At 65.1% G+C, this 24,103-nt stretch carries 26 protein-coding genes; 14 read left to right on the top strand and 12 right to left on the bottom strand.

Going from position 1 to position 24,103, the window contains the following annotated elements:
* The first annotated feature begins 39 nt into the window (after positions 1 to 39).
* The 8 genes from JW805_08750 (at position 40) to JW805_08715 (ending at position 9,490) form a co-directional block, all read left to right on the top strand.
* Positions 40 to 654, top strand: a complete 615-nt coding sequence (locus tag JW805_08750) for an NADH-quinone oxidoreductase subunit J (protein ID MBN2972105.1) — start codon at positions 40 to 42, stop codon at positions 652 to 654.
* The gene (nuoK, locus tag JW805_08745) at positions 654 to 956 is read left to right on the top strand and encodes an NADH-quinone oxidoreductase subunit NuoK (GenBank protein ID MBN2972104.1); all 303 of its coding nucleotides are present in this window, start codon (positions 654 to 656) and stop codon (positions 954 to 956) included. Before JW805_08750 ends, nuoK begins: the two co-directional genes overlap by 1 nt.
* 4 nt (positions 957 to 960) lie before the next feature.
* Complete coding sequence (gene nuoL / locus JW805_08740) at positions 961 to 3,066, top strand: NADH-quinone oxidoreductase subunit L (protein ID MBN2972103.1); 2,106 nt, start codon at positions 961 to 963, stop codon at positions 3,064 to 3,066.
* Positions 3,067 to 3,102: 36 nt separating this feature from the next.
* Positions 3,103 to 4,659 (top strand): NADH-quinone oxidoreductase subunit M, encoded by a 1,557-nt coding sequence (locus tag JW805_08735; GenBank protein MBN2972102.1) that lies wholly within the window; start codon positions 3,103 to 3,105, stop codon positions 4,657 to 4,659.
* Complete coding sequence (nuoN, locus tag JW805_08730) at positions 4,659 to 6,104, top strand: NADH-quinone oxidoreductase subunit NuoN (GenBank protein ID MBN2972101.1); 1,446 nt, start codon at positions 4,659 to 4,661, stop codon at positions 6,102 to 6,104. The genes JW805_08735 and nuoN overlap by 1 nt, the downstream gene beginning before the upstream one ends.
* Positions 5,999 to 6,817: a biotin--[acetyl-CoA-carboxylase] ligase gene (locus JW805_08725; GenBank protein MBN2972100.1), complete on the top strand. Its 819-nt coding sequence runs from the start codon at positions 5,999 to 6,001 to the stop codon at positions 6,815 to 6,817. Before nuoN ends, JW805_08725 begins: the two co-directional genes overlap by 106 nt.
* A gap of 123 nt (positions 6,818 to 6,940) precedes the next feature.
* Positions 6,941 to 7,750 (top strand): type III pantothenate kinase, encoded by an 810-nt coding sequence (locus JW805_08720; protein ID MBN2972099.1) that lies wholly within the window; start codon positions 6,941 to 6,943, stop codon positions 7,748 to 7,750.
* A gap of 99 nt (positions 7,751 to 7,849) precedes the next feature.
* Positions 7,850 to 9,490, top strand: coding sequence for a ribonuclease J (locus JW805_08715; protein ID MBN2972098.1), 1,641 nt, complete (start codon positions 7,850 to 7,852; stop codon positions 9,488 to 9,490).
* Positions 9,491 to 9,506: 16 nt separating this feature from the next.
* On the opposite strand, the gene JW805_08710 is transcribed toward JW805_08715, so the two are convergent.
* Positions 9,507 to 10,502 (bottom strand): SDR family oxidoreductase, encoded by a 996-nt coding sequence (locus JW805_08710; protein ID MBN2972097.1) that lies wholly within the window; start codon positions 10,500 to 10,502, stop codon positions 9,507 to 9,509.
* Positions 10,503 to 10,677: 175 nt separating this feature from the next.
* On the opposite strand from JW805_08710, the gene JW805_08705 reads away from it, so the two are divergent.
* A complete protein-coding gene (locus JW805_08705) occupies positions 10,678 to 11,037 on the top strand; it encodes a hypothetical protein (protein ID MBN2972096.1) in 360 nt (119 codons plus the stop codon).
* Between the two features lie 151 nt (positions 11,038 to 11,188).
* On the opposite strand, the gene JW805_08700 is transcribed toward JW805_08705, so the two are convergent.
* From JW805_08700 to JW805_08690, 3 genes are all read right to left on the bottom strand, one after another.
* Positions 11,189 to 11,743 carry a dCTP deaminase gene (locus JW805_08700; protein ID MBN2972095.1) on the bottom strand — a complete coding sequence of 185 codons (555 nt, stop codon included), beginning with the start codon at positions 11,741 to 11,743 and terminating at the stop codon, positions 11,189 to 11,191.
* Between the two features lie 61 nt (positions 11,744 to 11,804).
* The gene (locus tag JW805_08695; GenBank protein MBN2972094.1) at positions 11,805 to 12,248 is read right to left on the bottom strand and encodes a cytidine deaminase; all 444 of its coding nucleotides are present in this window, start codon (positions 12,246 to 12,248) and stop codon (positions 11,805 to 11,807) included.
* Positions 12,249 to 12,251: 3 nt separating this feature from the next.
* Entirely contained in the window at positions 12,252 to 12,734 is a 483-nt protein-coding gene (locus JW805_08690; protein MBN2972093.1) for a UPF0262 family protein, read from the bottom strand.
* A 108-nt stretch (positions 12,735 to 12,842) separates the two neighbouring features.
* Here JW805_08690 and JW805_08685 point away from each other — a divergent pair, with 108 nt between their 5' ends.
* On the top strand, positions 12,843 to 14,354 hold the full coding sequence (locus JW805_08685) for a replicative DNA helicase (GenBank protein MBN2972092.1): 1,512 nt from the start codon (positions 12,843 to 12,845) through the stop codon (positions 14,352 to 14,354).
* Here the strand turns inward: JW805_08685 and JW805_08680 are convergent.
* The 3 genes from JW805_08680 to JW805_08670 form a co-directional block, all read right to left on the bottom strand.
* Complete coding sequence (locus JW805_08680) at positions 14,348 to 14,788, bottom strand: acetyltransferase (GenBank protein MBN2972091.1); 441 nt, start codon at positions 14,786 to 14,788, stop codon at positions 14,348 to 14,350. The genes JW805_08685 and JW805_08680 overlap by 7 nt on opposite strands.
* A gap of 99 nt (positions 14,789 to 14,887) precedes the next feature.
* On the bottom strand, positions 14,888 to 15,283 hold the full coding sequence (locus tag JW805_08675; GenBank protein ID MBN2972090.1) for a hypothetical protein: 396 nt from the start codon (positions 15,281 to 15,283) through the stop codon (positions 14,888 to 14,890).
* Positions 15,284 to 15,295: 12 nt separating this feature from the next.
* A complete protein-coding gene (locus JW805_08670) occupies positions 15,296 to 16,669 on the bottom strand; it encodes a M20/M25/M40 family metallo-hydrolase (GenBank protein MBN2972089.1) in 1,374 nt (457 codons plus the stop codon).
* 119 nt (positions 16,670 to 16,788) lie between these two features.
* On the opposite strand from JW805_08670, the gene ettA reads away from it, so the two are divergent.
* A complete protein-coding gene (ettA, locus tag JW805_08665; protein ID MBN2972088.1) occupies positions 16,789 to 18,444 on the top strand; it encodes an energy-dependent translational throttle protein EttA in 1,656 nt (551 codons plus the stop codon).
* 45 nt (positions 18,445 to 18,489) lie between these two features.
* On the opposite strand, the gene JW805_08660 is transcribed toward ettA, so the two are convergent.
* The 5 genes from JW805_08660 to JW805_08640 all read right to left on the bottom strand — a co-directional run bounded on the left by JW805_08660 (position 18,490) and on the right by JW805_08640 (position 22,195).
* Positions 18,490 to 18,768 carry an acylphosphatase gene (locus JW805_08660; protein MBN2972087.1) on the bottom strand — a complete coding sequence of 93 codons (279 nt, stop codon included), beginning with the start codon at positions 18,766 to 18,768 and terminating at the stop codon, positions 18,490 to 18,492.
* A gap of 177 nt (positions 18,769 to 18,945) precedes the next feature.
* Complete coding sequence (locus JW805_08655) at positions 18,946 to 19,146, bottom strand: hypothetical protein (protein MBN2972086.1); 201 nt, start codon at positions 19,144 to 19,146, stop codon at positions 18,946 to 18,948.
* A gap of 165 nt (positions 19,147 to 19,311) precedes the next feature.
* On the bottom strand, positions 19,312 to 19,560 hold the full coding sequence (locus JW805_08650) for a hypothetical protein (GenBank protein MBN2972085.1): 249 nt from the start codon (positions 19,558 to 19,560) through the stop codon (positions 19,312 to 19,314).
* A gap of 48 nt (positions 19,561 to 19,608) precedes the next feature.
* Positions 19,609 to 20,091: a transcription elongation factor GreB gene (gene greB / locus JW805_08645; protein ID MBN2972084.1), complete on the bottom strand. Its 483-nt coding sequence runs from the start codon at positions 20,089 to 20,091 to the stop codon at positions 19,609 to 19,611.
* 13 nt (positions 20,092 to 20,104) lie between these two features.
* The gene (locus tag JW805_08640) at positions 20,105 to 22,195 is read right to left on the bottom strand and encodes a lytic transglycosylase domain-containing protein (protein ID MBN2972083.1); all 2,091 of its coding nucleotides are present in this window, start codon (positions 22,193 to 22,195) and stop codon (positions 20,105 to 20,107) included.
* A 37-nt stretch (positions 22,196 to 22,232) separates the two neighbouring features.
* Between JW805_08640 and JW805_08635 the strand changes: the two genes are divergently transcribed.
* From JW805_08635 to smpB, 3 genes are all read left to right on the top strand, one after another.
* On the top strand, positions 22,233 to 23,111 hold the full coding sequence (locus JW805_08635; protein MBN2972082.1) for a 4-hydroxy-tetrahydrodipicolinate synthase: 879 nt from the start codon (positions 22,233 to 22,235) through the stop codon (positions 23,109 to 23,111).
* A gap of 113 nt (positions 23,112 to 23,224) precedes the next feature.
* Positions 23,225 to 23,473: a hypothetical protein gene (locus JW805_08630; GenBank protein ID MBN2972081.1), complete on the top strand. Its 249-nt coding sequence runs from the start codon at positions 23,225 to 23,227 to the stop codon at positions 23,471 to 23,473.
* Positions 23,474 to 23,620: 147 nt separating this feature from the next.
* Positions 23,621 to 24,103: an SsrA-binding protein SmpB gene (gene smpB, locus JW805_08625; GenBank protein MBN2972080.1), complete on the top strand. Its 483-nt coding sequence runs from the start codon at positions 23,621 to 23,623 to the stop codon at positions 24,101 to 24,103.

Here is a 24,103-nt window from a genome sequence, read left to right as displayed (position 1 = left end):
GACTTTCGATTCACCGATGGCAGGGGGCCATCCCGCGTCATGATCCAGGCCATTGCCTTCTACCTGTTCGCAGGCATCGTACTGCTGTCGGGCGCGATGACGATTTCGTCACGCAACCCGGTGCATTCGGTGCTGTGGCTGATCCTGGCGTTCTTCAACGCCGCCGGCCTGATGGTGCTCGCAGGCGCCGAATTCATCGCGATGCTGCTGGTCATCGTCTATGTCGGCGCGGTCGCGGTGCTCTTTCTGTTCGTCGTCATGATGCTCGACATCGACTTCGCAGAGCTGCGCGCAGGCTTCGTACGCTACATGCCGGTCGGCGTCGCGCTGGCGCTGGCGCTGGCGGCGGAGATCGTGATCGGGGCGGGCGCCTGGAGCGCCGGCGGGATCGCGCTTGCGGCCAAGGCGGCGCCGGTCGCGGCAGACGTTCCGAACATCGAGGCGATCGGGCGGCTGCTCTATTCGCGCTACCTGTTCATCTTCGAACTGGCCGGCCTGGTGCTGCTGGTTGCGATGATCGGGGCGATCGTGCTGACCCACCGCGAGCGCGGCGGCGTCCGGAAGCAGTCGATCTTCAGTCAGATCAACCGCCGCTCGAAGGATGCGGTGCGCAACGTGAAGGATGTGCCGGTGGGCCAGGGGGTCGAGCTGTGATTGGTTTGACCCATTATCTGGTCGTCGCGGCGATCCTGTTCGGTCTGGGCGTGTTCGGCATCGTCGCCAACCGCAAGAACCTGATCCTGATCCTGATGGCGATCGAGCTGATCCTGCTCGCGGTGAACATCAACCTCGTCGCCTTCTCGTCGTACCTCGGCGATCTGGTGGGTCAGGTGTTCGCGATGTTCGTGCTGACCGTCGCTGCCGGCGAGGCCGCGATCGGCCTTGCCATCCTCGTCATCTATTTCCGCGGCCGTGCGACCATCTCGGTCGACGACGTCAACCGCATGAAGGGGTAAGGGAATGATCCAGCTGATCGTCTTCCTGCCGCTTCTCGCGGCCATCGTCGCAGGCCTGTCGAACCGCGCGTTCGGTATCGCCCTGCCCAAGATCATCACCACCGGCGCTTTGTTCGTGTCGGCGGCACTGTCCTGGCCGATCTTCCTCGGCTTCCTGGCGGGTACGCAGGAGGCGCATGTCGCCCCGGTATTCAACTGGGTGACGTCCGGCACGATGTCGTTCGACTGGGCGCTACGCGTCGACAGCCTGACGGCGGTCATGCTGGTGGTCATCACCAGTGTCTCCGCACTCGTGCACCTCTATTCGTGGGGGTATATGAGCGAAGACCCGGATCAGCCGCGGTTCTTCGCCTATCTGTCGCTCTTCACCTTCGCGATGCTGATGCTCGTGACGGCGGACAATCTGGTCCAGATGTTCTTCGGTTGGGAAGGCGTGGGTCTCGCGTCCTACCTGCTGATCGGTTTCTGGTTCCGCAAACCGAGTGCCAACGCCGCGGCGATCAAGGCGTTCGTCGTCAACCGCGTCGGTGATCTCGGCTTCATGCTCGGCATCTTCGGCACCTATCTGGTGTTCCAGACCGTCTCGATCCCCGAGATCCTGGCGGCGGCGCCGGGTATGGCGGGCTCGACGATCGGCTTCCTCGGCTATCGCTTCGATACCATGACGGTGCTCTGCCTGCTGTTGTTCGTCGGTGCGATGGGCAAGTCGGCGCAGCTCGGCCTTCACACCTGGCTGCCGGATGCGATGGAGGGCCCGACCCCGGTGTCGGCGCTGATCCACGCAGCGACCATGGTGACCGCGGGCGTGTTCATGGTGTGTCGTTTGTCGCCGATGTTTGCGACCAGCCCGACCGCGCTCGGCTTCATCACCTTCATCGGGGCGGCGACCTGCTTGTTCGCGGCGACCGTCGGAACCGTCCAGAACGACATCAAGCGCGTCATCGCCTATTCGACCTGTTCGCAGCTCGGCTACATGTTCTTTGCCGCCGGCGTCGGCGCCTATGGCGCGGCGATGTTCCACCTGTTCACGCACGCCTTCTTCAAGGCGCTGCTGTTCCTGGGCGCCGGTTCGGTCATCCACGCGATGCACAATGAGCAGGACATGCGCTTCTATGGTGGCCTGCGTAAGCACATCCCCGTCACCTTCTGGGCGATGATGATGGGCACGCTGGCGATCACGGGCGTCGGCATCTACTGGGCGCATGCGGGCTTCGCGGGTTTCCATTCGAAGGACGCGATCCTGGAGGCGGCGTTCGCGCGGGGTGGTACGAGCCAGCTCGCGTTCTATGTCGGCGTGTTCGCCGCGCTGCTGACCAGCTTTTATTCGTGGCGCCTGATGTTCCTGACCTTCTGGGGCAAGCCGCGGTGGGCCAACAGCGAGCACATCCAACATGCGGTGCATGACGCGCACGGCCATGGTCACGATCATGATCATGCGCACGGCACCGAAGCGGCGCACGCCCATCACGGCGAAGCGGCGGAAGAAGGCGCAGGCTCGACGCCGGACGTTCATGCGCCGGGTGCACACGAGCTCCACGACGGCACGGCGGGCTATCACCCGCACGAGAGCCCGTGGTCGATGCGCCTGCCGCTGATCATCCTTTCGGTCGGCGCAGTGCTGGCAGGCTTCGTGTTCAACCACTGGTTCATCCAGCCCGAATCGAACGAAGCCTTCTGGAATAACGCCATCGCCTTCGACGAACATCTGATGCACGCGATGCACGGCGTGCCGCTATGGGTGAAACTGTCGGCGACGGTCGTCATGCTGCTCGGCCTGCTGACCGCCTGGCTGACCTACATCCGTCATCCGGAATTCCCGGCGAAGTTCGCGGACATGTTCCGCGTGCTCTACGCCTTCCTGCTCAACAAATGGTACTTCGACGAGCTGTACAACGTCGTGTTCGTGAAGCCGGCCTTCTGGTTCGGCCGCCTCTTCTGGAAGAAGGGTGATGAGGGCACGATCGACCGGTTCGGGCCCAATGGCTCGGCGGCACTCGTCAAGTTCGGCAGCGGCGTCGCTGCCCGCATCCAGACGGGGTACGTCTACACCTATGCGTTCGTCATGCTGCTTGGCCTGACCGCCGTCGTTACCTGGGCGATCACACGATGAGCCGCTTGTTTCCTGTAATCGGATTGGGGGCGATCCGTGGCTGACTTCCCGATCCTATCGCTGATGCTCGCGGTGCCGCTGGTCGCGGCCATCGCCTGCCTGTTCGTCAACGCCCAGACCGCGCGCTGGATCGCGCTGGGTGCGACGCTGATCGACTTCGCGCTCGGCGTGCTGCTGTGGGCGAACTTCGACATGGGCGGTGCGGCGCCCCAGTGGCAGTTCACCGAGAATGCGCCGATCTTCGGCTTCTTCAGCTATGCGCTGGGCATCGACGGCTTCGCGCTGATGCTGATCATGCTCAGCGTCTTCCTGATGCCGATCTGCATCGGCGCGTCGTGGGAAGCGGTGCAGGAGCGGGTGCCCGAATATATGGCGGCGTTCCTGCTGACCGAAGTGCTGATGATCGGCACGTTCGCGGCGCAGGACCTGTTGCTGTTCTATATGTTCTTCGAAGCCGGCCTGATCCCGATGTATCTGATCATCGGTATCTGGGGCGGAGCGAACCGCATTTACGCCAGCTACAAGTTCTTCCTCTACACGCTGCTCGGCTCGATCGTGATGCTGATTGCGATGCTGTGGATGTCGACCACGGCGGGGACGACCTACATCCCGGCGCTGATGCAATATGATTTCCCGGTCGGTGCGCAATATTGGCTGTGGCTCGCCTTCTTCGCGTCGTTTGCGGTGAAGATGCCGATGTGGCCGGTTCACACCTGGCTGCCCGACGCGCACGTTCAGGCACCCACCGCGGGGTCGGTCATTCTGGCAGGCGTGCTGCTGAAGCTGGGCGGCTATGGCTTCCTGCGCTTCTCGCTACCGATGTTCCCGGAGGCGTCGGCGGCGCTCGTCTGGCTGATCTTCAGTCTGTCGGCGATCGGCGTGGTCTACACCAGCCTCGTGGCGCTGGTGCAGTCGGACATGAAGAAGCTGATCGCCTATTCGTCGGTCGCGCACATGGCGATCGTGACGATCGGCCTGTTCGCCTTCAACCGGCAGGGCATCGAAGGCGCGATTATCGTCATGCTGAGCCACGGCCTGGTATCGGGCGCGCTGTTCCTGTGCGTCGGTGTCATCTACGACCGGCTGCATACGCGTGAGATCAGCCGCTACGGTGGCCTCAGCATCAACATGCCACGCTATGCCGTGCTGTTCCTGCTGTTCACCATGGCGTCGATCGGCCTGCCGGGCACGAGCGGTTTCGTCGGCGAATTCCTGAGTCTGGCCGGCACCTATCAGGTCTCGACCTGGATCGCGCTGGTCTGCACGACCGGCATCATCCTGGGCGCGGCATATATGCTCTATCTTTACCGCCGCGTGGCCTATGGCGATATCGTCCATGACGACGTGCGGGCGATGCCGGACATCAGCAAGCGCGAGATCGCACTGCTGGCGCCGATCGCGGCCGTCGTACTGTGGATGGGCGTGTATCCGGAAAGCTTCTTGAAACCGATGCGCGCCGACGTCGGCCTGCTGTTGGAGCGGATCGACCGCGCCAAGCCAGCAGGCGATTCGCAGCCGACGCCGGGTAATCCGGCAGCGGCGGCTGCGGCCGCGCATCATGCTACCCCTGCCGCGCACGAGGGGGCGCACTGATGGGCAACGATCTTCTGATGATCCTGCCGGAGCTGGTGCTCACGGTAGGCGCACTCGTCCTGATGCTGGTGGCGGCCTGGGGCGGCCAGGCCGTGACCCGGCTGGTCAGCTGGACGGCAGTTGCCGTGCTGATCGGCGCGGGAATCGCGCTGGCCGGACCCGCCTCGGCAGGCGGGCAGCCGTTCGACGGCCTGCTGCGCACCGACGCGTTCTCGGCCTATGCCAAGGTGCTGATCTATGCCGCCACTGCGGTTTCGATCATCATCGCGCCGGGCTTCTTCGCCCGCACCAGCGGCGATGACCTGCGTCCGGAATATCCGGTGCTTATGCTGCTTGCCGCGATCGGTTCGGGCGTCATGGTATCGGCAGGCGACATGCTCGCGCTCTACGTCGGCCTCGAACTGCAGAGCCTTGCCAGCTACGTTCTCGCCAGCTTCATGCGGCGCGACACGCGCTCGGCCGAAGCGGGCCTGAAGTATTTCGTGCTGGGCGCACTCGCGTCGGGCATCCTGCTCTATGGCATCAGCCTGGTGTACGGCTTTGCCGGGTCGACCGGGTTCGACACGATCGCCGCCGCGTTCGGGGGGGCGAAATCGACCGGCCTGATCGTCGGGCTGGTGTTCGTCTTCGCCGGCATCGCCTTCAAGATCGCGGCCGTGCCGTTCCACATGTGGACGCCGGACGTGTACGAAGGCGCGCCGACGCCGGTCACGACGTTCTTTGCCTCCGCCTCCAAGGTTGCCGCGATCGGCATGGCGTTGCGCGTCGCGTTGGAAGCGATGGGCCCGGCTGCCGTCGAGTGGCGCCAGATCGTCATCTTCGCCAGCCTCGCTTCGGTCTACTTCGGCGCGATCGGCGCCATCGGGCAGAAGAACATCAAGCGCCTGCTGGCCTATTCCTCGATCAACAACGTCGGCTTCGCCCTCATCGGCCTTGCCGCAGCGACGCCCGAGGGCACGGCGGCGGTGCTCAGCTATGTCACCGTTTACGTCGTAATGACGCTCGGCAGCTTCCTGGTCGTGCTCCAGATGCGCGGTGCGGATGGTCAGCCGATCGAGAGCATCGCCAGCCTGTCGGGCCTGTCGCGGACGCGGCCGGGTCTCGCGGCGGCCATGGCGATCTTCATGTTCTCGCTCGCAGGAATTCCGCCGCTGCTCGGCTTCTGGCCGAAGCTGGCGGTGTTCTGGGCCGCGACCGATGCCGGTCTGCTTGCCTTTGCCGTGTTCGGCGCCATCGGTTCTGTCGTCGGGGCGTTCTATTATCTGAAGATCATCAAGACGATGTACTTCGATGCGCCGGCGAACGAGATCGTGGATACGGGCACGCGTTCGACCGTCGAATACGTCCTGATCGCGGTCATGGCGCTGCTGGTGTCGCCGCTGGGCTGGCTGCTGATCCAGCCGCTGGCACCGTTCACCAACGCAGCGGCAGGCGCGCTGTTCTGATCGACATCGTCACCGTCAGCGCGACGGGTTCGACCAACGCCGACCTGCTTGCCGCCGCCGCGTCGGGTGCGCCCGAGGGGCGGTGGCTGCGGGCGGAATGCCAGACGGCGGGCCGCGGCCGGCAGGGGCGGGCGTGGGAATCGCGTACGGGCAATCTCTACGCGAGCACGCTCGTCCGGCTGCGGCCGTCCGATCCGCCCGCAGCGACGCTCGCGCTCGTCGCCGCGGTGGCGGTTGATGAGGCGATCCAGTTGCTGTGTGGCGATATCGCCGCGTCCGGCCGCCTGACGATCAAATGGCCCAACGACATCCTGATCGACGGCGCAAAGCTGGTCGGCATCCTCCTCGAGCGCGCCGATGACAGCGTCGTCATTGGCATCGGCGTAAACTGCGCGAATCGCCCCACCTCGCTGGGGCGCGCGACGACAAGCCTTGTCGATTGCGGATGCCTGGTGGACCCGGGCGTGCTGGTCGAAGTGCTGGCGACGGCGTTTGCGTCCTGGCTGGCGCGCTGGCGGGCCGAGGGGATCGCGGCGATCCGGGCGCGCTGGCTGGAGCGGGCGCATCCGCGAGGGACGGCGCTCGCGGCGCGGGTCGGCGACGATGCCGTGGAGGGTTTGTTCGATGGTCTCGACGACAGCGGTGCGTTGCGACTGCGCCTGGCGGACGGCGGCGTGCGCGTCATTCACGCCGCCGACGTATTCCTGCTGTAAGAGCAAAAGCGCCCGTTCGTTCCGAGCGAAGTCGAGGAACGGGTGCCGGGGGGGGCGCCCCTGCGTCCTGGCTTCGCACGACAGGCTCGACTTCGCTCGACACGAACGGGTATCCTCAACGTCATGCTACTCGCGATCGATGCCGGAAACACCAATGTCGTCTTCGCGCTGCTGGAGGGCCGCGAGGTTCGCGCGCGCTGGCGGATCGCGACCGATCCGCGACGGACGGCAGACGAATATGTCGTCTGGCTCAGCCAGCTGCTGGCGCTCGAGGGGCTTGACCGTTCGGCGGTGACGGGGGTCGTCATCGGCACCGTCGTCCCGCGTGCGATGCATAACCTTCGGATGCTGGCGACCAAATATTTCGGCGGAGAGCCGACCATCGCCGGCGAGGGCGGTTGGCCGTTTCAGCTCGACGTCGATGAGCCGTCCAACCTGGGTGCCGACCGCGCGCTGAACGTCATCGCGGCCCATGCTGCGCATCCCGGTGATCTCATCGTGGTCGATTTCGGCACGGCGACGACATTCGACCTGGTCGATTATTCGGGCGCCTATAAGGGCGGCATCATCGCACCGGGGATCAACCTCAGCCTCGACGCGCTGGTGACCGCGGCGGCCAAGCTGCCGCGCATCGCCATCGAGGCCCCGCGGTCACCGACGGTGATCGGGCGCAATACGGTCGACCAGATGCATATCGGCATCTTCTGGGGCTATGTGGCGATGCTCGAAGGGCTGATCGCGCGCATGAAGGCGGAGGTCGGTCGGCCGGTTACCGTCATCGCCACCGGCGGCTTGGCAGTGCTGTTCGAACAGCACACGCAGTTTTTCGATCTCGTCGAGCATGATCTGACGCTCATCGGCCTCGCAATGGAGTGGGAAAGAGCCCATATCCGACATCGTAGCGCTCCTGCGCAGGGCTTCCCATCAAAGTAGGACTTTGAGGGGGGGCGAAGGCGGGAGCCCAGAGTTTCCAGGCTGCGTGGCGCGCGGCCCCAGGCTCCCGCCCGCGCGGGAGCACGCAATAGGATAAGAATGACTACTCCCAACAAAGAACTGCTCTTCGTCGCACTCGGCGGGTCGGGCGAGATCGGCATGAACGTCAACCTGTACGGATGCGACGGCAAATGGCTGATGGTCGATTGCGGCGTGACCTTTGCCGACCCGAACTACCCGGGCATCGACATCATCCTGCCGGACTTGAGCTTCATCGAGGATCGGCTCGACGATCTGCTCGGCATCGTCATTACCCATGGGCATGAGGATCATATCGGCGCGCTGCCCTATTTGGCCGCCGACCTGGGCGTCCCCGTCTACGCCTCGCCCTTCACCGCGGGCCTGATTCGCGAGAAGTTCGACGAGGAAGGCATCACCAAGCAGGTGAAGCTGCGGGTGGTGCAGGAGGACCAGTTGTTCAAGCTGGGACCGTTCGGCATCAGCTACGTCCCGCTTGCCCACTCGATCCCGGAAGGCAACGCCATCCTGATCGAGACCAAGTACGGCAACATCCTGCACACCGGTGACTGGAAGATCGACGAAGCCAGCGGCGCGTCGACCGCCGACGAACTGACGGCGGTCGGCGACAAGGGCATCTTCGCGCTCGTCTGCGATTCGACCAACGTCTTCAATCCCGAGGCCTCGGGCAGCGAGGCGGACGTCCGCGATGGGCTCGATCAGGTGATCGCCGCTGCAAAAGGCCGCGTGCTGGTGACGACCTTCGCGTCGAACGCCGCCCGCCTGGCAACGTTGGGCGAGGTGGCGAAGGATACCGGGCGCCAGCTATGCCTGGCCGGCCGCTCGCTCGACCGCATCACGCGCGTGGCCAAGGCGACCGGCTATCTGAAGGACCTGCCCCCGATCATCGATTGGGAAACGGCGATGAAGCTGCCGCGCAACGAAGTGCTGATCGTCGCGACCGGTGGCCAGGGCGAGGCGCGCGCGGCGCTCAACCGCGTGTCGGAGAACAATCACCCGATCAAGCTCGACCGTGGCGACACCGTCGTTTTCTCGTCGAAGCAGATCCCGGGCAACGAGAAGGCGATCGGCGACATCCAGAACCGCCTGGCGGCAATGGGCGTCAACATCATCACCGATCGTCAGGCGTTCGTCCACGTATCGGGCCATCCGGGTCGCCCGGAGCTGGCGCAGATGTACAAGTGGATCCGGCCCAAGCTGGTCATGCCGGTACATGGCGAGATGCGCCATCTGGCCGAACATGCCCGCTTCGCGATCGAGAGCGGCGTACCCGGCGCGGTGATCCAGAAGGATGGCGACATCATCCGCCTGGCCCCGGGGACGCCCGAGAAGATCGGCGTCGCACCGGTCGGTCGCCTGGCGGTCGATGGCGACGTCATCCTGCCGGCTGACGGCGGCACGATCAACGAGCGCCGCAAGGTCGCGATGTACGGCCACATGTCGGTCGCCGTTGCGATCGGGAAGAACGGCCAGTTGATCGGCGAGCCCGAGGTGAAGTTGCAGGGCATTCCGGTCGAGGAGGACCGCGATCCCTTCATCGACGAGGCGATCGACGCCGCCGAGGAAGCGGTGCGCAAGGGCGGGAAGGGCGGCAAGAACCGCGACTCCCTCCGCGAGGCGATCCGCCTGGCTGTGCGCCGCGTCGCGACGCGATGGACGGGCAAGAAGCCCGTCGTGGACGTCCTGGTGATCGAGGCCTGAGGGAAAGGCGCCGGGCTCAGCCCGGCTGCCCGCCACCGCCGGTCGCGCCGAAGATCTGTCCGGTCGAAAAGCTGTTCGCCGGGTCGACGGCTGCGACGTACAGCCCGGCGATCTCCGCGGGCTGGCCCGGCCGGCCGAGGGGGCTCGACTGTCCGAAGGTGCGCAGCTTTTCGGGCGTTGCGCCGCCTGACACCTGCAGCGGCGTCCAGAACGGCCCGGGCGTCACCGCATTCACACGAATGCCCTTCGGCGCGAGCTGCTTCGCCAGTCCCTTGGCAAGGTTCAGCACGGCCGCGCGGCTCATCGCATACTCCAGGATGTCCGGAGACGGATCGCCGGCCTGTTCGGAGGAGGTGAAGACGATCACCGACCCCGGGCCCATCCGCGCGACGGCCGCCTTCGATAGCCAGAACGGCGCATAGACGTTGGTCTTCATCGTCGCGTCGAAATCCTCCGACGAGATGCTGCCGATGTCAGGTCGGGTCTGCTGGCGCGCGGCATTATTGACGAGGATGTCCAGCCCGCCGAGCTGGCGGGTCGCATCGATGATCAGACGCCGGCAGAACGCTTCGTCGCGCAGATCGCCGGGAATGGCGACCGCCTTGCGTCCCGCCGCCTCGATCAGTTGCACGACTTCGCGCGCGTCGGGTTCCTCTGCCGGCAGATAGTTTATCGCGACATCGGCGCCCTCGCGCGCATAGGCGATCGCTGCGGCCCGGCCGATCCCGCTGTCGCCACCGGTGATGAGCGCGCGTTTGCCGGCCAGTCGCCCCGAACCCTTGTAGCTCGTCTCGCCATGATCCGGCCGTGGCGACATGCGGCTCGCGAGGCCCGGCCAGGGTTGGCGTTGGTTCTGGAACGGCGGCTTGGGATAGCGACCCGCCTGCGGCGTGGTGGGCGCCTGCGGTGGGGGCGGTGTATCCTGCGCCAGAGCCGGAGCGGCACCCACCGCGGCCGCAGCAAGTCCGGCCGAAGCGACGAAGGTGCGGCGGCTTTTGTCGATATCGGACATGGCTTGGCTCCAGACGCGCAGACGGAAGCCAAACCTTTCAGATCATTGCAGGTTCCTAAGGCTAATTCGTTACGAAACCGTCACTGTCATGGAAATGCAATATACGCACTTGCCGATGCGAAACAAAAGTGACACCCATACGTCATAAAACAGTAACAAACGGACGGAGGATGGGATGGTCAAGAAGCTTGCTGTAGCGGTTGCAACGGCGGTGATCGCCGCGACCCCTGCGTTGGCACAGGACGGTGCGGTGCGGTTGGCGCACGACGCGATCGTCGGTGGTAATTATGTGAAGGCAGAGCGTTTGCTGTCGGCCGAGCGACAGATTTATCCAGGCAGCGCCGAAGTGCTGGTCAACCTTGCCGCGGTCTATGCGGCGACTGGCCGCCAGATGCAGGCTGCGACACTCTATCGTCAGGTTCTGGACCGCGATCCGGTGTTGCTCGACCGCGGCGACAAGAGCGTCGTCTCGTCGCATCAGATTGCGCAAGCCGGTCTTGGCCGGATCAGTGCGTATCAGACCGCGGCTCGTTGAAGGCGGACCGCGGATACGGTGACATTGGGCGGCAGCGCGAGCTGCCGCCTTTTTTATGGTGGTGGTCCCGGGCGCCGCTATTCGTCTCGAGCGAACTGCCGGGACTGCTATTCCTCTTCCGACCTCGGCCGGCGGGACCGGTGGATACGGGCTAGAGTCGCGGCAGCGTAACGCCACGCTGGCCCATATATTTGCCCGCGCGGTCTGCGTAGCTCGTCTCGCAGGGCTGATCACCCTTCAGGAACAGAAACTGGCACGCGCCTTCATTGGCGTAGATCTTTGCCGGCAGCGGTGTCGTGTTCGAGAATTCGAGCGTTACGTGACCCTCCCACTCCGGTTCCAGCGGGGTGACGTTCACGATGATGCCGCAGCGGGCATAGGTCGATTTGCCGAGGCAGATGACGAGCACATCGCGCGGCACCCGGAAATATTCGACCGTCCGCGCCAGTGCGAAGCTGTTGGGCGGGATGACGCAGACGTCGGTCTTGCGGTCGACGAAGCTGTTCGCGGCGAAATTCTTGGGGTCGACGACGGCGCTGTCGACGTTGGTGAAAATCTTGAATTCGTCGGCAACGCGGGCGTCATAGCCATAGGAGGACAGGCCATAGCTGATGCAGCCTTCGCGACGCTGCGCCTCGACGAACGGCTCGATCATTCCGTCGGCCAACGCGCGTTCGCGGATCCATTTGTCGGATAGAATCGCCATGTCTTCCCCCTGATCTGCGGCAGCTTGTCGCGGGTCCCCGCGCGGTCGGCAAGTCCCGAACTCAGGCAAGCCCCAGGTCGGCCGGACCGAAAGCGTCGGGAAGAAGCTCCGACAGGCGATAGCGGCGCACGGCATCGCCCTCGGCAGCGCCGCAGATCACGGGCAGGTCGCGGCGGCTCATCTGCGCCGCTTCGTTGATTACCTGGCGACAACGGCCGCAGGGGCTGACCGGACCGGTGCCGGTCGGACGGCCACCGGCATCCATCGCGCCGCCGATCACCGCCACTGCCGCGACCTCGCGCAGGCGACCCTGGGCACTGATCGTCGCCAATGCGACCGTCTCGGCGCAGAGCGACAGGCCGTAGCTGGCGTTTTCGAAATTGGCGCCGGTGACGACTGACCCGTCGGTCATCAGCACCGCCGCCCCGACCGCGAAGCGCGAATAGGGGGCATGGGCGTTCATCGCGGCCGCACGCGCCGCGGCGATCAGAGCGGTATCGTCCATTGCTTATCCTTTGATGTGCAGCACGCAGATCAGCGTGAAGAGCCGGCGCGCGGTGTCGAAATCGACCGTCACCTTGCCCTCCAGCCGCTCGATCAGCAATTCCGCCGCTTGATTGTGAATGCCGCGCCGCGCCATGTCGATCGTTTCGATCTGCTGCGGGGTCGAGGCACGGATCGCCTGATAATAGCTGTCGCAGATCGCGAAATAATCGCGGATCGGGCGGCGGAACCGCCCGAGTGCGAGGATCAGCGTTTCCAGATGCCTGCCGTCCTCACGATGGATGGCGAGCACCAGTCGTCCGTCCTCGACGCTCAGCTTGATCCGGTACGGTCCGGCATAGCCGTCGGGATGCTGACGCTGGGGCGCAAAGCTGTTGTCCTCCAGCAGGTCGAAGATCGCGATGCGGCGTTCCTGTTCGACGTCGGCCGAGCGCCACAGGATCGTGCGTTCGTCCAGTTCGACATCGATGATCCGCGGATCGGCCATCCGACCGGCTTACGGGCCCCCTCGCCAAACGGCAACGCTCCCCGTGATCCACAGGGCGCCCGTCGCACGGCGGTTGATGTGATCGGCGTGGGGTGGGAGAGGGGCGGCATGGCTACCCAGATTCGTGCCCTCGACGCACCCGCCCCGCAACTGCCCCAGAATGTCGAGGCAGAAGCCGCGCTGCTCGGCGCGATGATGATCGACAATCGTCTGGCGGACGACATTCTCGACCGGATCGAGCCCGAGCATTTCTTCGAGCCGCTTCATGGCCGCATCTTTGCCGCGATCCGCTCGCTGCGGCAGAATGACATGCTGGCAACCCCGGTGACGCTGCGTCCGATGTTCGATGGCGACGAGGGGATGAAGGCGCTGGGCGGTCCCGGCTATCTCGCGCAATTGACGGGCAGCGGCGCCGGCCTGATCGGTGCCAAGCAGTTTGCGCAGCAGATCTACGACCTGGCGATGCTCCGCGCGCTGGTGACGGTCGGCCGTACGCTGGTCGACCGGGCCATGGATACCTCGGAGGAGGTCAATCCGCGCGCGCAGATCGAGGCGGCGGAAGAGCTGTTGTTCAATGTCGCCGCGGACGGCGGCAGTGCGAACACGGTCAAGACCTTCGCTCAGGCGACGACCGAAGCGGTGCGCCTGGCGGAAAAGGCGCTGAACGCCGGCGGTGGCCTGTCGGGCGTCACGACGGGTCTCGATTCGATCAACCAGAAGATCGGTGGCCTTCACCACAGCGACCTCATCATCCTCGCCGGCCGTCCCGGCATGGGCAAGACCTCGCTTGCCACCAACATCGCGTTCAACGCCGCCAAGCGGTGGATGGACGACATGCGCCTTGGCATCCCGCCCGAGAAGTCGGTGGGCGCGAAGGTCGCGTTCTTCAGCCTGGAAATGTCGGCCGACCAGTTGGCGACGCGCGTGCTCGCCGAAGCGGCGCGGATCAGTTCCGAATCGTTGCGCATGGGCAAGATCAGCAAGGCAGAGTTCGCGCAACTCGCCGCCGCCGCCGCCGACCTCGAAAACCTGCCGCTGTTCATCGACGATACCGCGGGCCTGTCGATCAGCGGCCTGCACACCCGCGTCCGCCGCCTCCAGCGGCGGCAGAACAACCAGCTCGGCCTGGTCGTGGTCGATTATCTGCAGCTGTTGTCGGGCTCGGCGAAATCGTCTGGCGACGGGCGTGTGCAGGAAATTTCGGAAATCAGCCGCGGCCTGAAGACGCTGGCGAAGGATCTGAACGTGCCGGTCATCGCGCTGTCCCAGCTCAGCCGTGCGGTCGAGCAGCGGGAGGACAAGCGCCCGATGCTGTCGGACCTGCGTGAATCGGGCTCGATCGAGCAGGACGCCGACATGGTGTGGTTCGTGTACCGCGAGGATTATTATCTCGCCGCACGCGAGCCCAAGATCCCGACCGACGGCGACGACACCCGTGTCTTCGACGACCACGCCGCCTGGGCGATGCAGATGGACCGCGTACACGGTCTGGCCGAGCTGATCGTCGCCAAGCAGCGCCATGGTGCGACGGGCAAGGTAACGATGCGATTCGAGGCGAATATCACGCGCTTCAGCGACTATGCCGGCGAAGCACAGTTCGGGGGCGGCGACGATTATTGACGCCGGGCGAGGTGAATCAGCGGGTAGGGGCGGCCGCTGTCGTCCAGAGCGGAGCGACCGATTTCGACGAACCCCATTCGCCGATAGAAGCCGATCGCGCCCTCGTTCTGTGCGTTGACGTCGGCGGTCAACGTCGGATGTTCGGTGAGAGCGTGTTCAACCAGCAGTCGACCGACACCCCGACCGGCTGACGCGGGATCGACGAACAGCGCGTCCATGTGCGCGTCGCGGAGTAGCATGAAGGCGCGGGGGCGGTCGTCCTGATCGACGGCGAGCCATAGCGACGCGCTCGGCAGAAAATCGCGCACCTCGGCTTCGATGGCGATCCGATCCTCGGCCGTGAGGAAATGGTGCGTCGCGTCGACCGCTGCGATCCAGACGGCGATGACATGGTCGGCGTCATCGGCGCGCGATCGTCGAAGTCGAATGGTCAAGGGTGTTCCTTCACAGGCAACGGACAAAAGAAAGGGCGCCTCCCGCGATCGGGAAGCGCCCTCGAATCTCGTCCAGACCGTAGGCGGCCTGGAAGCCGATTACTTGACGTCGGTCTCGTTGTCGGCGTTCGCTTCGGCCGCATCGGCCTTTGCGTGCATGTTGTCGGCAGCGTTCTCGAGCATCGCTTCGGTCGACTCGTTGGTGGCGTTGTCGGCCATCGCTTCGAGATTGTCGGCCTGTGCTTCGATGTTGTCGGCAACCGCTTCCGCGTTGGCTTCGTTCGACTCAGCCTGCTGCGAATTGCACGCCGCGAGCGACATCAGGCCGGCAGCAGCGGCGACAATGAGAACCTTCTTCATTAATTGCTCCCAAGCAAAAATTTCGGTCGCGGACCGGCCCGATTGCCGACGCGAATTCGCCGCATTACCGACGCCGCACCCCACGTCAACGCTCAAATTGGTCGGCTCGTCGCAGAGTGCCAGCGTAGGACGCATCAAATAGGGCGATTATCGGGCGGGCGTAACGCGACCGATCGTTTCGGGGGCGTTTGCGACAATTGCGAGCATTGCCGTCCATGCCGCTACGTTCTGACGCAATTTTGCCGGGTCGACCTTGTCCAGAGTGTCGTCGGGCGTGTGGTGCAAGTTGAAGTAATCGAGGCCCGACTGGTTGAGGTCGATCGCGGCTACGCCCTTCGCCATGATCGGCCCGACGTCGGCGCCGTCGCTCGCCTTGCCCGGCCCCCTGGCTATACCGAGCGGGGCGAGGGCGGTTGCCAGCCGGTCGCCCACGGCCTTCGCGCTATCGGGCAAATTCGTCTCGAATCGCCAGATGCGATCCGCGCCGAAATCGCTTTCGGCCGCGGCGACATGATTGTCGCTGCCATGCGCTTCGGCATAGGCGCGGCCGCCGAACACGCCGACTTCCTCCGCGCCGAACCAGACGACGCGGATCGTGCGACGCGGCGTGCCGGCATCCATGATCCGCTTGGCGGCGGCGGCGGTGATGGCGACGCCCGTCGCGTCATCGATCGCTCCGGTGCCGAGATCCCAGCTGTCGAGGTGCCCGCCGACGAGGACGATCCCCGCCGATGGATCGCTGCCCGGCACTTCGGCAATGACGTTGCCCGATTCCTTGATGCCGGTCTGGCGCGGCGTCAGTGTCAGTTTGATGCGCACCGGCGCCCCGCGCTTCAGCACGCGCTCCAGTTGCTCGGCGTCGGGGATCGACAGGGCGGCGGCCGGAATCGCCTTGGTGCCTTCGGGGAAGTTCGTGCCGCCGGCATGCGGATTGCGGTGGTAGTCGGTGCCGATCGAGCGGATCAGCATCGCTGCCGCCCCCTTCTTCGCCGCCAGCGCTGGGCCGGATCGCCGGACGCCGCCGAAATAGCCATAGGACGACCCGTCCTGCGTGGGCATCATGGCGTGGCTGACGAAGGCGATCTTGCCCTTCAGGCTGCCGTCGGGCGCGGCATTGAGGTCGGCAAGCGTCGGGAAATAGACGACCTGGGCCGTCATTCCCGTGACGGGCGTCGCGCCCGAGTTGCCGAGAGCGGTCAGATAAAGTTTCTGGGGGAAGGGGGCGACGATCTCCGCCGTTTCCTCGCCGCGGACCCAGACGGGCATCTTGAAGGGCTCGATGCGGACGTTCTTGAAGCCCAGCGCCGTGAGCTTCTTCACCGCCCAGTCGCGCGCCCGCGCCTCCGCCTCGGTACCAGCCAGCCGCGGGCCGACTTCGGTCGTCAGCCCTTCGGTGATGTCCCAGGCGATGTCGTCCGTCAGCGCAGCGTCGCGCATCTGGGCGGCGTCCATCTGCTGGGCCGCGGCGGGGAGGGGAAGGGCGAAGGCGGCGACGGCCGCGAGCAGGAGGCGCTTGGTCATGGGAACGGGTGGTAGGCGCGTTGCCAATCGCGCGTCCAGCCATTACATCGCGCGGGCAATTTCCCGCATTCAGATCGCTCGAACGGAGACCCCAGTTGGCCGCCCAATATGCGTTTGTCATGAAGGACATGACGAAGACCTTCCCCGGCGCCCAAAAGCCGGTGCTCAGCAATATCAACCTGCAATTCTATCAGGGCGCGAAGATCGGCATCGTCGGCCCTAACGGCGCCGGCAAGTCGACGCTGATGAAGATCATGGCGGGGGTCGACAAGGACTTCACCGGCGAAGCCTGGCCGGGCGAGAACATCACCGTCGGCTATCTGGAGCAGGAGCCGCAGCTCGATCCGGCCAAAACCGTGCTGGAGAACGTGAAGGACGGTGCCCGCGAGGTGGCCGACATGGTCGATCGCTTCAACGCGATCTCGGCCGAAATGGGCGACCCGAAGGACGACACCGACTTCGACGCCTTGATGGAGGAGATGGGCGAGCTTCAGGGCAAGATCGACGCGGTCGACGGCTGGACGCTCGACAACCAGCTCGAAGTCGCGATGGAGGCGTTGCGCTGTCCGCCGTCGGACTGGTCGGTCGAAAATCTGTCGGGCGGTGAGCGCCGCCGCGTCGCGCTGACCCGCCTGCTGATCCAGAAGCCGTCGATCCTGCTGCTCGACGAGCCGACCAACCACCTGGACGCCGAATCGGTGAACTGGCTGGAGCACCATTTGAAGGAGTATCCGGGGGCGGTCCTGATGATCACCCACGATCGCTACTTCCTGGACAATGTCGTCGGCTGGATCCTCGAAATCGACCGTGGCAAGTATTTCCCGTACGAGGGCAATTACTCGACCTATCTGGAAAAGAAGGCCAAGCGGCTGGAGCAGGAGGACCGCGAGGAATCGGGCCGCCAGAAGGCGATTCGCGACGAGCTGGAGTGGATCCGTCAGGGGCCGAAGGGCCGCCAGACCAAGTCGAAGGCGCGTATCGCCAAGTTCGATCAGCTGGTCGAAGCGCAGCAGAACCGCACACCCGGCAAGGCCCAGATCGTCATCCAGGTGCCCGAGCGCCTGGGCGGCAAGGTGATCGAGGTGACTGACGTCAGCAAGGCGTATGGCGACAAGCTGCTGTTCGAGAACCTGTCGTTCACGCTGCCGGCCGGCGGCATCGTCGGCGTCATCGGGCCGAACGGCGCGGGCAAGTCGACGCTGTTCAAGCTCATCACCGGCCAGGAACAGCCCGATACCGGTAAGATCGATATGGGGTCGACCGTGCGGCTGGGCTATGTCGACCAGAGCCGCGATCACCTGGATGACAAGAACAACGTCTGGCAGGAAATCTCCGACGGCCTGGATTACATGAAGGTCAACGGCCACGACATGTCGACCCGCGCCTATGTCGGGGCGTTCAACTTCAAGGGCCAGGACCAGCAGAAGAACGTCGGCAAGCTGTCAGGCGGGGAGCGCAACCGCGTGAACATCGCCAAGATGCTGAAGCGCGGCGGCAACGTGCTGCTGCTCGACGAGCCGACCAACGACCTCGACGTCGAAACGCTGGGTGCGCTTGAAGAGGCGATCGAGAATTTCGCGGGCTGCGCCGTGGTCATCAGCCACGATCGCTTCTTCCTGGATCGCCTGGCGACGCACATTTTGGCGTTCGAGGGCAACAGCCACGTCGAATGGTTCGAAGGCAATTTCGAGGCGTATGAGGAAGACAAGCGACGCCGTCTGGGCGACGCGGCGGATCGCCCGACCGCGCTTGCCTACAAGAAGCTGACGCGCTGAGTTGCTATCGCGGGCCGCCCATCGCCGGGGCGGCCCGCGACTTGCCTATGGCGTAAACCTTTTGGTGAAGCCCTTCACGGGACGTTCCTCCACCGGAAACGCCGAGATGTCGTCGACTCGGGCAAGCTGTGGCCCCTCTCGGCACTTTGCCAGAAACTCGTCGAGAACGGCGGCGTCGGCATCGGCCAGCAATTCGACCCGGCCATCGCTCAAATTTCGTACCCAGCCTTTCACGCCGAGCTTCTGCGCCTGGCGCACGACATAATCGCGATACCCGACTTGCTGCACGCGACCACTCACCAGCACGCGCTGCATTTCACCCATGATATGTCCCCGCCCTGATGGAACGACCCTGTGCCGTCCACCCAGACATCGACCTTAGCGGCAGTGGCGGGGGGAACACGACGGCCGGCGCCGGGAACTCACCGCGCCAGGGAGTCTGTTCGGCGCAACGCGTTACCATCGCGCGGCAGGACGAGGATGGGCTGCAGATCCAGCGCGTTACGCGGCAATCGGTGCCAGCCGTGGCCCGTCGTGTTCGGCAAGTTCGGCCAGTCGGGCAGGTTCGCAGATTTCGAGATAACGCTCGGCGATCGCGACATGCGCCGCGACGGCGGCCGGTTCCACGCTCTTCTGGGCCAATTCAAGCTGCGCCTCGGCGCGACGCTGATAATAGTCGAAATCAACGGACACGTTAGTCACGATACACTCCACTCGGCGAGCGCGTCATCACTCGCGCCGCCCTCCAAGATATTGGCCCTTTGTTGTCAGCCGCCACGGCGGCTACCCCGGTAATGTGACAACGTCCCGACGGGGCTTTGGCTCCGGCGCGACCCGCGGATTTCTGCGAAATTCAGGTCGATCCGGTCACATTCCGCCGGTGTCGCCGCCGGCTCGGTTGGACGGTTCGGCAACGCCGGCGTCGATCGCATCGCTCTTGGTCGCGCGTTCGGTGCCTTCGGGATCGTCGACAATGTTCATTTCGTCGCGCGCCCCGACGGCGCGACCGACCGCGTTGCTGCTGGTCCCACCGACGGCGTCAGGTTCGCTGTCGACGCCTTCGATCAGGTCGCGATCGTCGTGCGCGCGGGCGGTATCGGTACGCGTGTCGCTCATCACTCTCTCCTCTTCCAGGAGAAATGAGCGGGCGGGGCGGCCGTTCCGTCATTTCGACGGATAGCTGATCTCCATCACTTCATATTCGCGCTCGCCCGACGGCAGCATCACGCGGCGCACGTCGCCGATGGCAGCGCCGCGCAGCGCGCGCGCGATCGGCGCGTTCCAGCCGACCCGGCCGTCGCCCGCTTCCGCCTCATCGTCCCCAACCAGCGTCAGCGTTCGGTGCTGATCGTCCTCGTCGGCAATCGTGATGGTCGCGCCGAACCAGACGCGGCTGCGATCTTCCTGCGCGCGCGGATCGACGACCTTCGCCGCTTTCATCCGCTTCGACAGGAAACCCAGCCGTCGGTCGATCTCGCGCAGCCGCTTGCGACCGTAAATATAGTCGCCGTTTTCCGAACGGTCGCCATTCCCCGCCGCCCAGGCAATGGTGTCCACCAGCTTCGGCCGCTCGACCGCGAACAGCGCCTCATATTCCTGGCGCAGCGCGGCATAGCCGGCCGGGGTGATGTAATTGGGGCGATCCATGCTGGCCGCCCTATCAGCCGGGAGTACGCTTGCCGAGATACCAGCTGAGGTTGTTCGGGCCCTTCGATCGCGCGCGGTCCGGGTTCATCAGATCATAGACAACCGCGTTTTCCAGCACGCGCTGGACGTAGTTTTTGGTCTCGAAGAACGGGATCGCCTCGACCCAGTCGATTACGTCGACGCTGCCGGTGCGCGGGTCGCCGTTGGCGCGAAGCCATTTGTTCACGTTGCCGGGACCAGCATTGTAGGCGGCGACGGCGAGCGGATAGCTGCCGTAGAGCGCGTACATCTTCTCGAAATAATGCGAACCGAGTTGAATGTTGTAGTCGGTATTCGCGTTCAGCTGCGACGCATCATAGCCCAGGCCGAGCTTGCCCGCGACGTCGCGGGCGGTGCCCGGCATGAGCTGCATCAGACCGCGTGCACCTGCATGGCTGACGGCGTTGCGATCGAACTGGCTTTCTTGCCGGGCAATGGCGTGGACCATCGTCCAGCTGTCGTTCGCCGCAGCCGGCACGCGCACGCTGGGATAGCCGGCGGCCGTGAAATCGCTCAGCCCGTTCTGCAGCGCGCTCTTGCCGACGAGGACGCCCAGGTCGGGGCGATTGATCTGGGCGGCAAGCTCGCTCGCCAGCGCATGATCGACATCGGTCGTCGCGTCCGCCGCGATCTGGCGGATGAACATGCTCTGCTCGCGCGCATTCCGCTGCGCCCCAAGCAGGCGCGCGGCGCGGACGACGTCGCGATTGGCAAAGGCGGCGCGCGCAGCCGGATCGACGGTGGCGGTGTTCACCGGCGTGGGGCGGCGGAGCGGTTGGCCCAGCCGTTCGCTGGCGAGCTGGCCGTAAAAGAGATCCCCGAAGCCGGCCGCGCGCGCAAAATAGTTTTGCGCCGCCGCCCGGTCGCCCGCTGCCTCTGCTGCGCGGCCCGCCCAGTAGAGCCCCTTCGACTGAGTCGTCGGAGTCTTCGATCCACGCGAATAACGGTCGAACATGCCGACCGCGTCGCGGGGGCGGCCGAGTTGCTTCATCGCCGTCGTGCCGGCCAGCCAGACGAGACTGGTATAGTCGTCGCGCTCGCCCAACGGCCGCGTCGAGACGTCCGTGCCGGGCAGATAGGCGTCGTCGACCTGACGCGCGATGTCATAGGCCGTCGCGTGCTGACCATCGGCGGCGGCGCCACGCGCGGCGGTCAGCAATACCTCGAACCATTTTTCCGCGGAGCCCGGCGGCGTCGCAATCGCGTGCGTGCGGGCGAGCTGCGCCCGCGCGGTCGGACTCGCGCCGTTGTCGCGGTACCAATTCGCTCGGTCGGCCAGGAAGCCGGCGTCGTTCTGCCCGATCGCCTCCACCGTCGCGCCGCGGGTGGCGGCGTCGGCAGCTTTCGTCCGGTACGCGATCCGCGCGTCGAAGATCGGCCGCCGCTCAACGCTGGCAAACGACAGCCAGCGCTGCGCGGCGCTCGTGTTTCCCTGCCACAGCAGCATATCGATCCGGGCGTCGTGATCGGCCGGCGCCAACGCCGCGGGGAACAAGGCCAAGACCTTACTTTCGTCAGTCGGGCGCAGCACGCCCATTCGCCACGCCCGGCGCGCCTGATCGGCGGCGCGGTCGGGCTGGCCGCTCATCGCCAGCGCTTCGGCATAGCGGACACGGCCGGCGGCGGTGATCGGCGGAAACTTGTCGAAGAACCGCAGTGCCTGCGCCGGCGATACGGAGGCATCGGCAACCGTCTCGGCCGCGGCGCGCCGGCTGGTCTCACCCGGCCAACCGGGATGGGCGAGAAGGAAATCGGCATAGGTGGCAAAAGGCAGGTTGTCCGACTGCTGCAGGCGCCGCCACTGATCGATCGTATAGCTGAACGGATCGACCGCGACCGACTGCACCGTCTGCGACGTTTCGGGCAACGGCTGAACGATGGCAGTGCTCGGCAGGCGCGGCGGCCACGCCTGCTGCACCCGCGCCCCGACCCAGGCGATCGGCGCCTGTCCGATCGTTGCCGCCATTGCGACACCCGACACACCCACCAACGCGGCCAACAGGCCCGATTTACGCAACAACCCCTGCATGCTGGACATGATACCGGGTCCGGCCGTATCGGCCATCACCGAAAATCGCTCAGATAAGGCTGTTCGTCGCAATATGTTCTCCGGTTCCATTCCGGCGCTCGTCACGCCATTCCGCAACGGCAGCTTTGATGAGGATGCTTACCGCGCCTTCGTTGAATGGCAGCTGACCGACGGCTCCGCAGCGCTCGTCCCCTGCGGTACGACCGGGGAGTCCGCGACGCTGACCTTCGAGGAGCATTTCCGTGTCGTCCGCACCTGCGTCGACCAGGTGAAGGGGCGCGTGCCGGTCATCGCTGGCGCCGGATCGAACGACACGCAGGTCGCGATCCAGAATATTCGAGCGGCGAAGGACGCCGGTGCCGATGCCGCACTGATGGTGCCGCCCTATTACAACCGACCGAATCAGGACGGGATCTTCGCGCATTTCGAGGCGATCGTGGCCGCGTGCGACCTGCCGATCGTTCTGTACAACGTCCCGGGGCGGACGGTGACCGACATCAGACCCGAAACGGTCGTGCGCCTGGCGACCGCCTTCGACCAGATCGTGGCGATCAAGGACGCGAGCGGCGACCTGCCGCGCGTGTCGGCGCATCGGGATGGGGCGGGAGCCACGTTTGTTCAGCTCTCCGGGAACGACGACATGGCGCTCGCTTTCAACGCGATGGGCGGCAGGGGCTGTATTTCCGTGACTGCGAACGTCGCTCCGAAGCTATGCGCAGCCTTTCAGGCGGCCACGCTGGCGGGCGACTACGGGCGAGCGCTGGCCATCAATGACCAATTGTATCCGCTGCACGCCGCCCTGTTCAGCGATGCGTCGCCGGGACCGGTAAAATATGCACTGAACCGCGTACGGCCCGAGATTTCCACAGAACTTCGCCTGCCGATGACTCCGGCGTCCGAGGCGAGCCGGCGCGCGGTCGATGCAGCCCTCGAACACGCCGGACTCATTTGACGCCGATTTGAACCCATTCGTCTCAATCCCGCCCATCTCGCAGTTGCGAAATGATGCACTTTGTGCAATTGCAGCAACGTCGCGATGACTGTGGCGACAAAGGGAGAATGACCATGCGGATTTCAAAGGCACTTGCGACCCTGGCGGTTGCCATGGTCGTTGCTCAGCCGGTTGCGGCTGTTGCAGCGCGTCCGGCGGAAGCGGCACAGAAGCTGTCGCTCAAGAATTCGGTTCCGGCTGGTGCGCGTGTCAGCGCGCCGGCGGGCAAGCAGAAGGCGATCGGCGCGGGCCTGATCCTGCTCATCGTCGCTGCTGCAGTGGGCGTCGTTGCCGTTGCGACGTCGGGTTCGGACAGCAACTAAGCTTCGACCTGCACAGCGAAAGAATACGCCGCCGGCGGTCGCTCCATCGACCGCCGGCGGTTTGCGTTTAGCGGATCGTCGGTCGCGACGGATGATTTGGTCGCCGCGCTTTCCTTCCGCGTGAGCCGCGCCTACATCGCGCAAACAATGTCCCGTCCCAAACCCCCGCAGTTCGAAAAGACCAACATCGTCGCCGAGAATCGGCGCGCGCGTTTCGAGTATTTCATCGAGACGGTGTTCGAGGCCGGGATCGCGCTGACCGGGACCGAAGTGAAGTCGCTCCGCTTCGGCGAGGGGTCGATCGCGGAAGCCTATGCGGAGGTTCGCGACGAGCAGGCATGGCTGGTGAACGCGAACATTCCGGAATTCAGCCATGGCAACCGCTTCAATCACGAACCGAAGCGGCCCCGTAAATTGCTCCTTCACGAACGCGAGATAAACAAGCTGCACGGCGCGGTGGCGCGCGAGGGTATGACCCTCGTTCCCCTGACCGTGTATTTCAACTCGCGGGGACGCGCGAAGGTCGAGCTGGCGCTCGCGAAGGGCAAGAAGGCGCATGACAAGCGCGACACGATCCGCGAACGTGACTGGAAGCGCGAACAGGGCCGCATCCTCCGCGACCGGGGCTGA

The sequence above is a fragment of the Roseomonas aeriglobus genome, assembly GCA_016937575.1.
Classification (GTDB): Bacteria; Pseudomonadota; Alphaproteobacteria; order Sphingomonadales; family Sphingomonadaceae; genus Sphingomonas; species Sphingomonas aerigloba.
This window is presented reverse-complemented; position numbering and strand designations above follow the sequence as displayed.

Coding starts and splice junctions, on each gene's coding strand:
- JW805_08750 (MBN2972105.1), top strand. CDS start 40: ATGATCCAGGCCATTGCCTTCTACCTGTTCGCAGGCATCGTACTGCTG.
- nuoL (MBN2972103.1), top strand. CDS start 961: ATGATCCAGCTGATCGTCTTCCTGCCGCTTCTCGCGGCCATCGTCGCA.
- nuoN (MBN2972101.1), top strand. CDS start 4,659: ATGGGCAACGATCTTCTGATGATCCTGCCGGAGCTGGTGCTCACGGTA.
- JW805_08720 (MBN2972099.1), top strand. CDS start 6,941: ATGCTACTCGCGATCGATGCCGGAAACACCAATGTCGTCTTCGCGCTG.
- JW805_08715 (MBN2972098.1), top strand. CDS start 7,850: ATGACTACTCCCAACAAAGAACTGCTCTTCGTCGCACTCGGCGGGTCG.
- JW805_08710 (MBN2972097.1), bottom strand. CDS start 10,502: ATGTCCGATATCGACAAAAGCCGCCGCACCTTCGTCGCTTCGGCCGGA.
- JW805_08705 (MBN2972096.1), top strand. CDS start 10,678: ATGGTCAAGAAGCTTGCTGTAGCGGTTGCAACGGCGGTGATCGCCGCG.
- JW805_08700 (MBN2972095.1), bottom strand. CDS start 11,743: ATGGCGATTCTATCCGACAAATGGATCCGCGAACGCGCGTTGGCCGAC.
- JW805_08695 (MBN2972094.1), bottom strand. CDS start 12,248: ATGGACGATACCGCTCTGATCGCCGCGGCGCGTGCGGCCGCGATGAAC.
- JW805_08690 (MBN2972093.1), bottom strand. CDS start 12,734: ATGGCCGATCCGCGGATCATCGATGTCGAACTGGACGAACGCACGATC.
- JW805_08685 (MBN2972092.1), top strand. CDS start 12,843: ATGGCTACCCAGATTCGTGCCCTCGACGCACCCGCCCCGCAACTGCCC.
- JW805_08675 (MBN2972090.1), bottom strand. CDS start 15,283: ATGCGTCCTACGCTGGCACTCTGCGACGAGCCGACCAATTTGAGCGTT.
- JW805_08670 (MBN2972089.1), bottom strand. CDS start 16,669: ATGACCAAGCGCCTCCTGCTCGCGGCCGTCGCCGCCTTCGCCCTTCCC.
- ettA (MBN2972088.1), top strand. CDS start 16,789: ATGAAGGACATGACGAAGACCTTCCCCGGCGCCCAAAAGCCGGTGCTC.
- JW805_08660 (MBN2972087.1), bottom strand. CDS start 18,768: ATGGGTGAAATGCAGCGCGTGCTGGTGAGTGGTCGCGTGCAGCAAGTC.
- JW805_08650 (MBN2972085.1), bottom strand. CDS start 19,560: ATGAGCGACACGCGTACCGATACCGCCCGCGCGCACGACGATCGCGAC.
- greB (MBN2972084.1), bottom strand. CDS start 20,091: ATGGATCGCCCCAATTACATCACCCCGGCCGGCTATGCCGCGCTGCGC.
- JW805_08640 (MBN2972083.1), bottom strand. CDS start 22,195: ATGGCCGATACGGCCGGACCCGGTATCATGTCCAGCATGCAGGGGTTG.
- JW805_08635 (MBN2972082.1), top strand. CDS start 22,233: ATGTTCTCCGGTTCCATTCCGGCGCTCGTCACGCCATTCCGCAACGGC.
- JW805_08630 (MBN2972081.1), top strand. CDS start 23,225: ATGCGGATTTCAAAGGCACTTGCGACCCTGGCGGTTGCCATGGTCGTT.
- smpB (MBN2972080.1), top strand. CDS start 23,621: ATGTCCCGTCCCAAACCCCCGCAGTTCGAAAAGACCAACATCGTCGCC.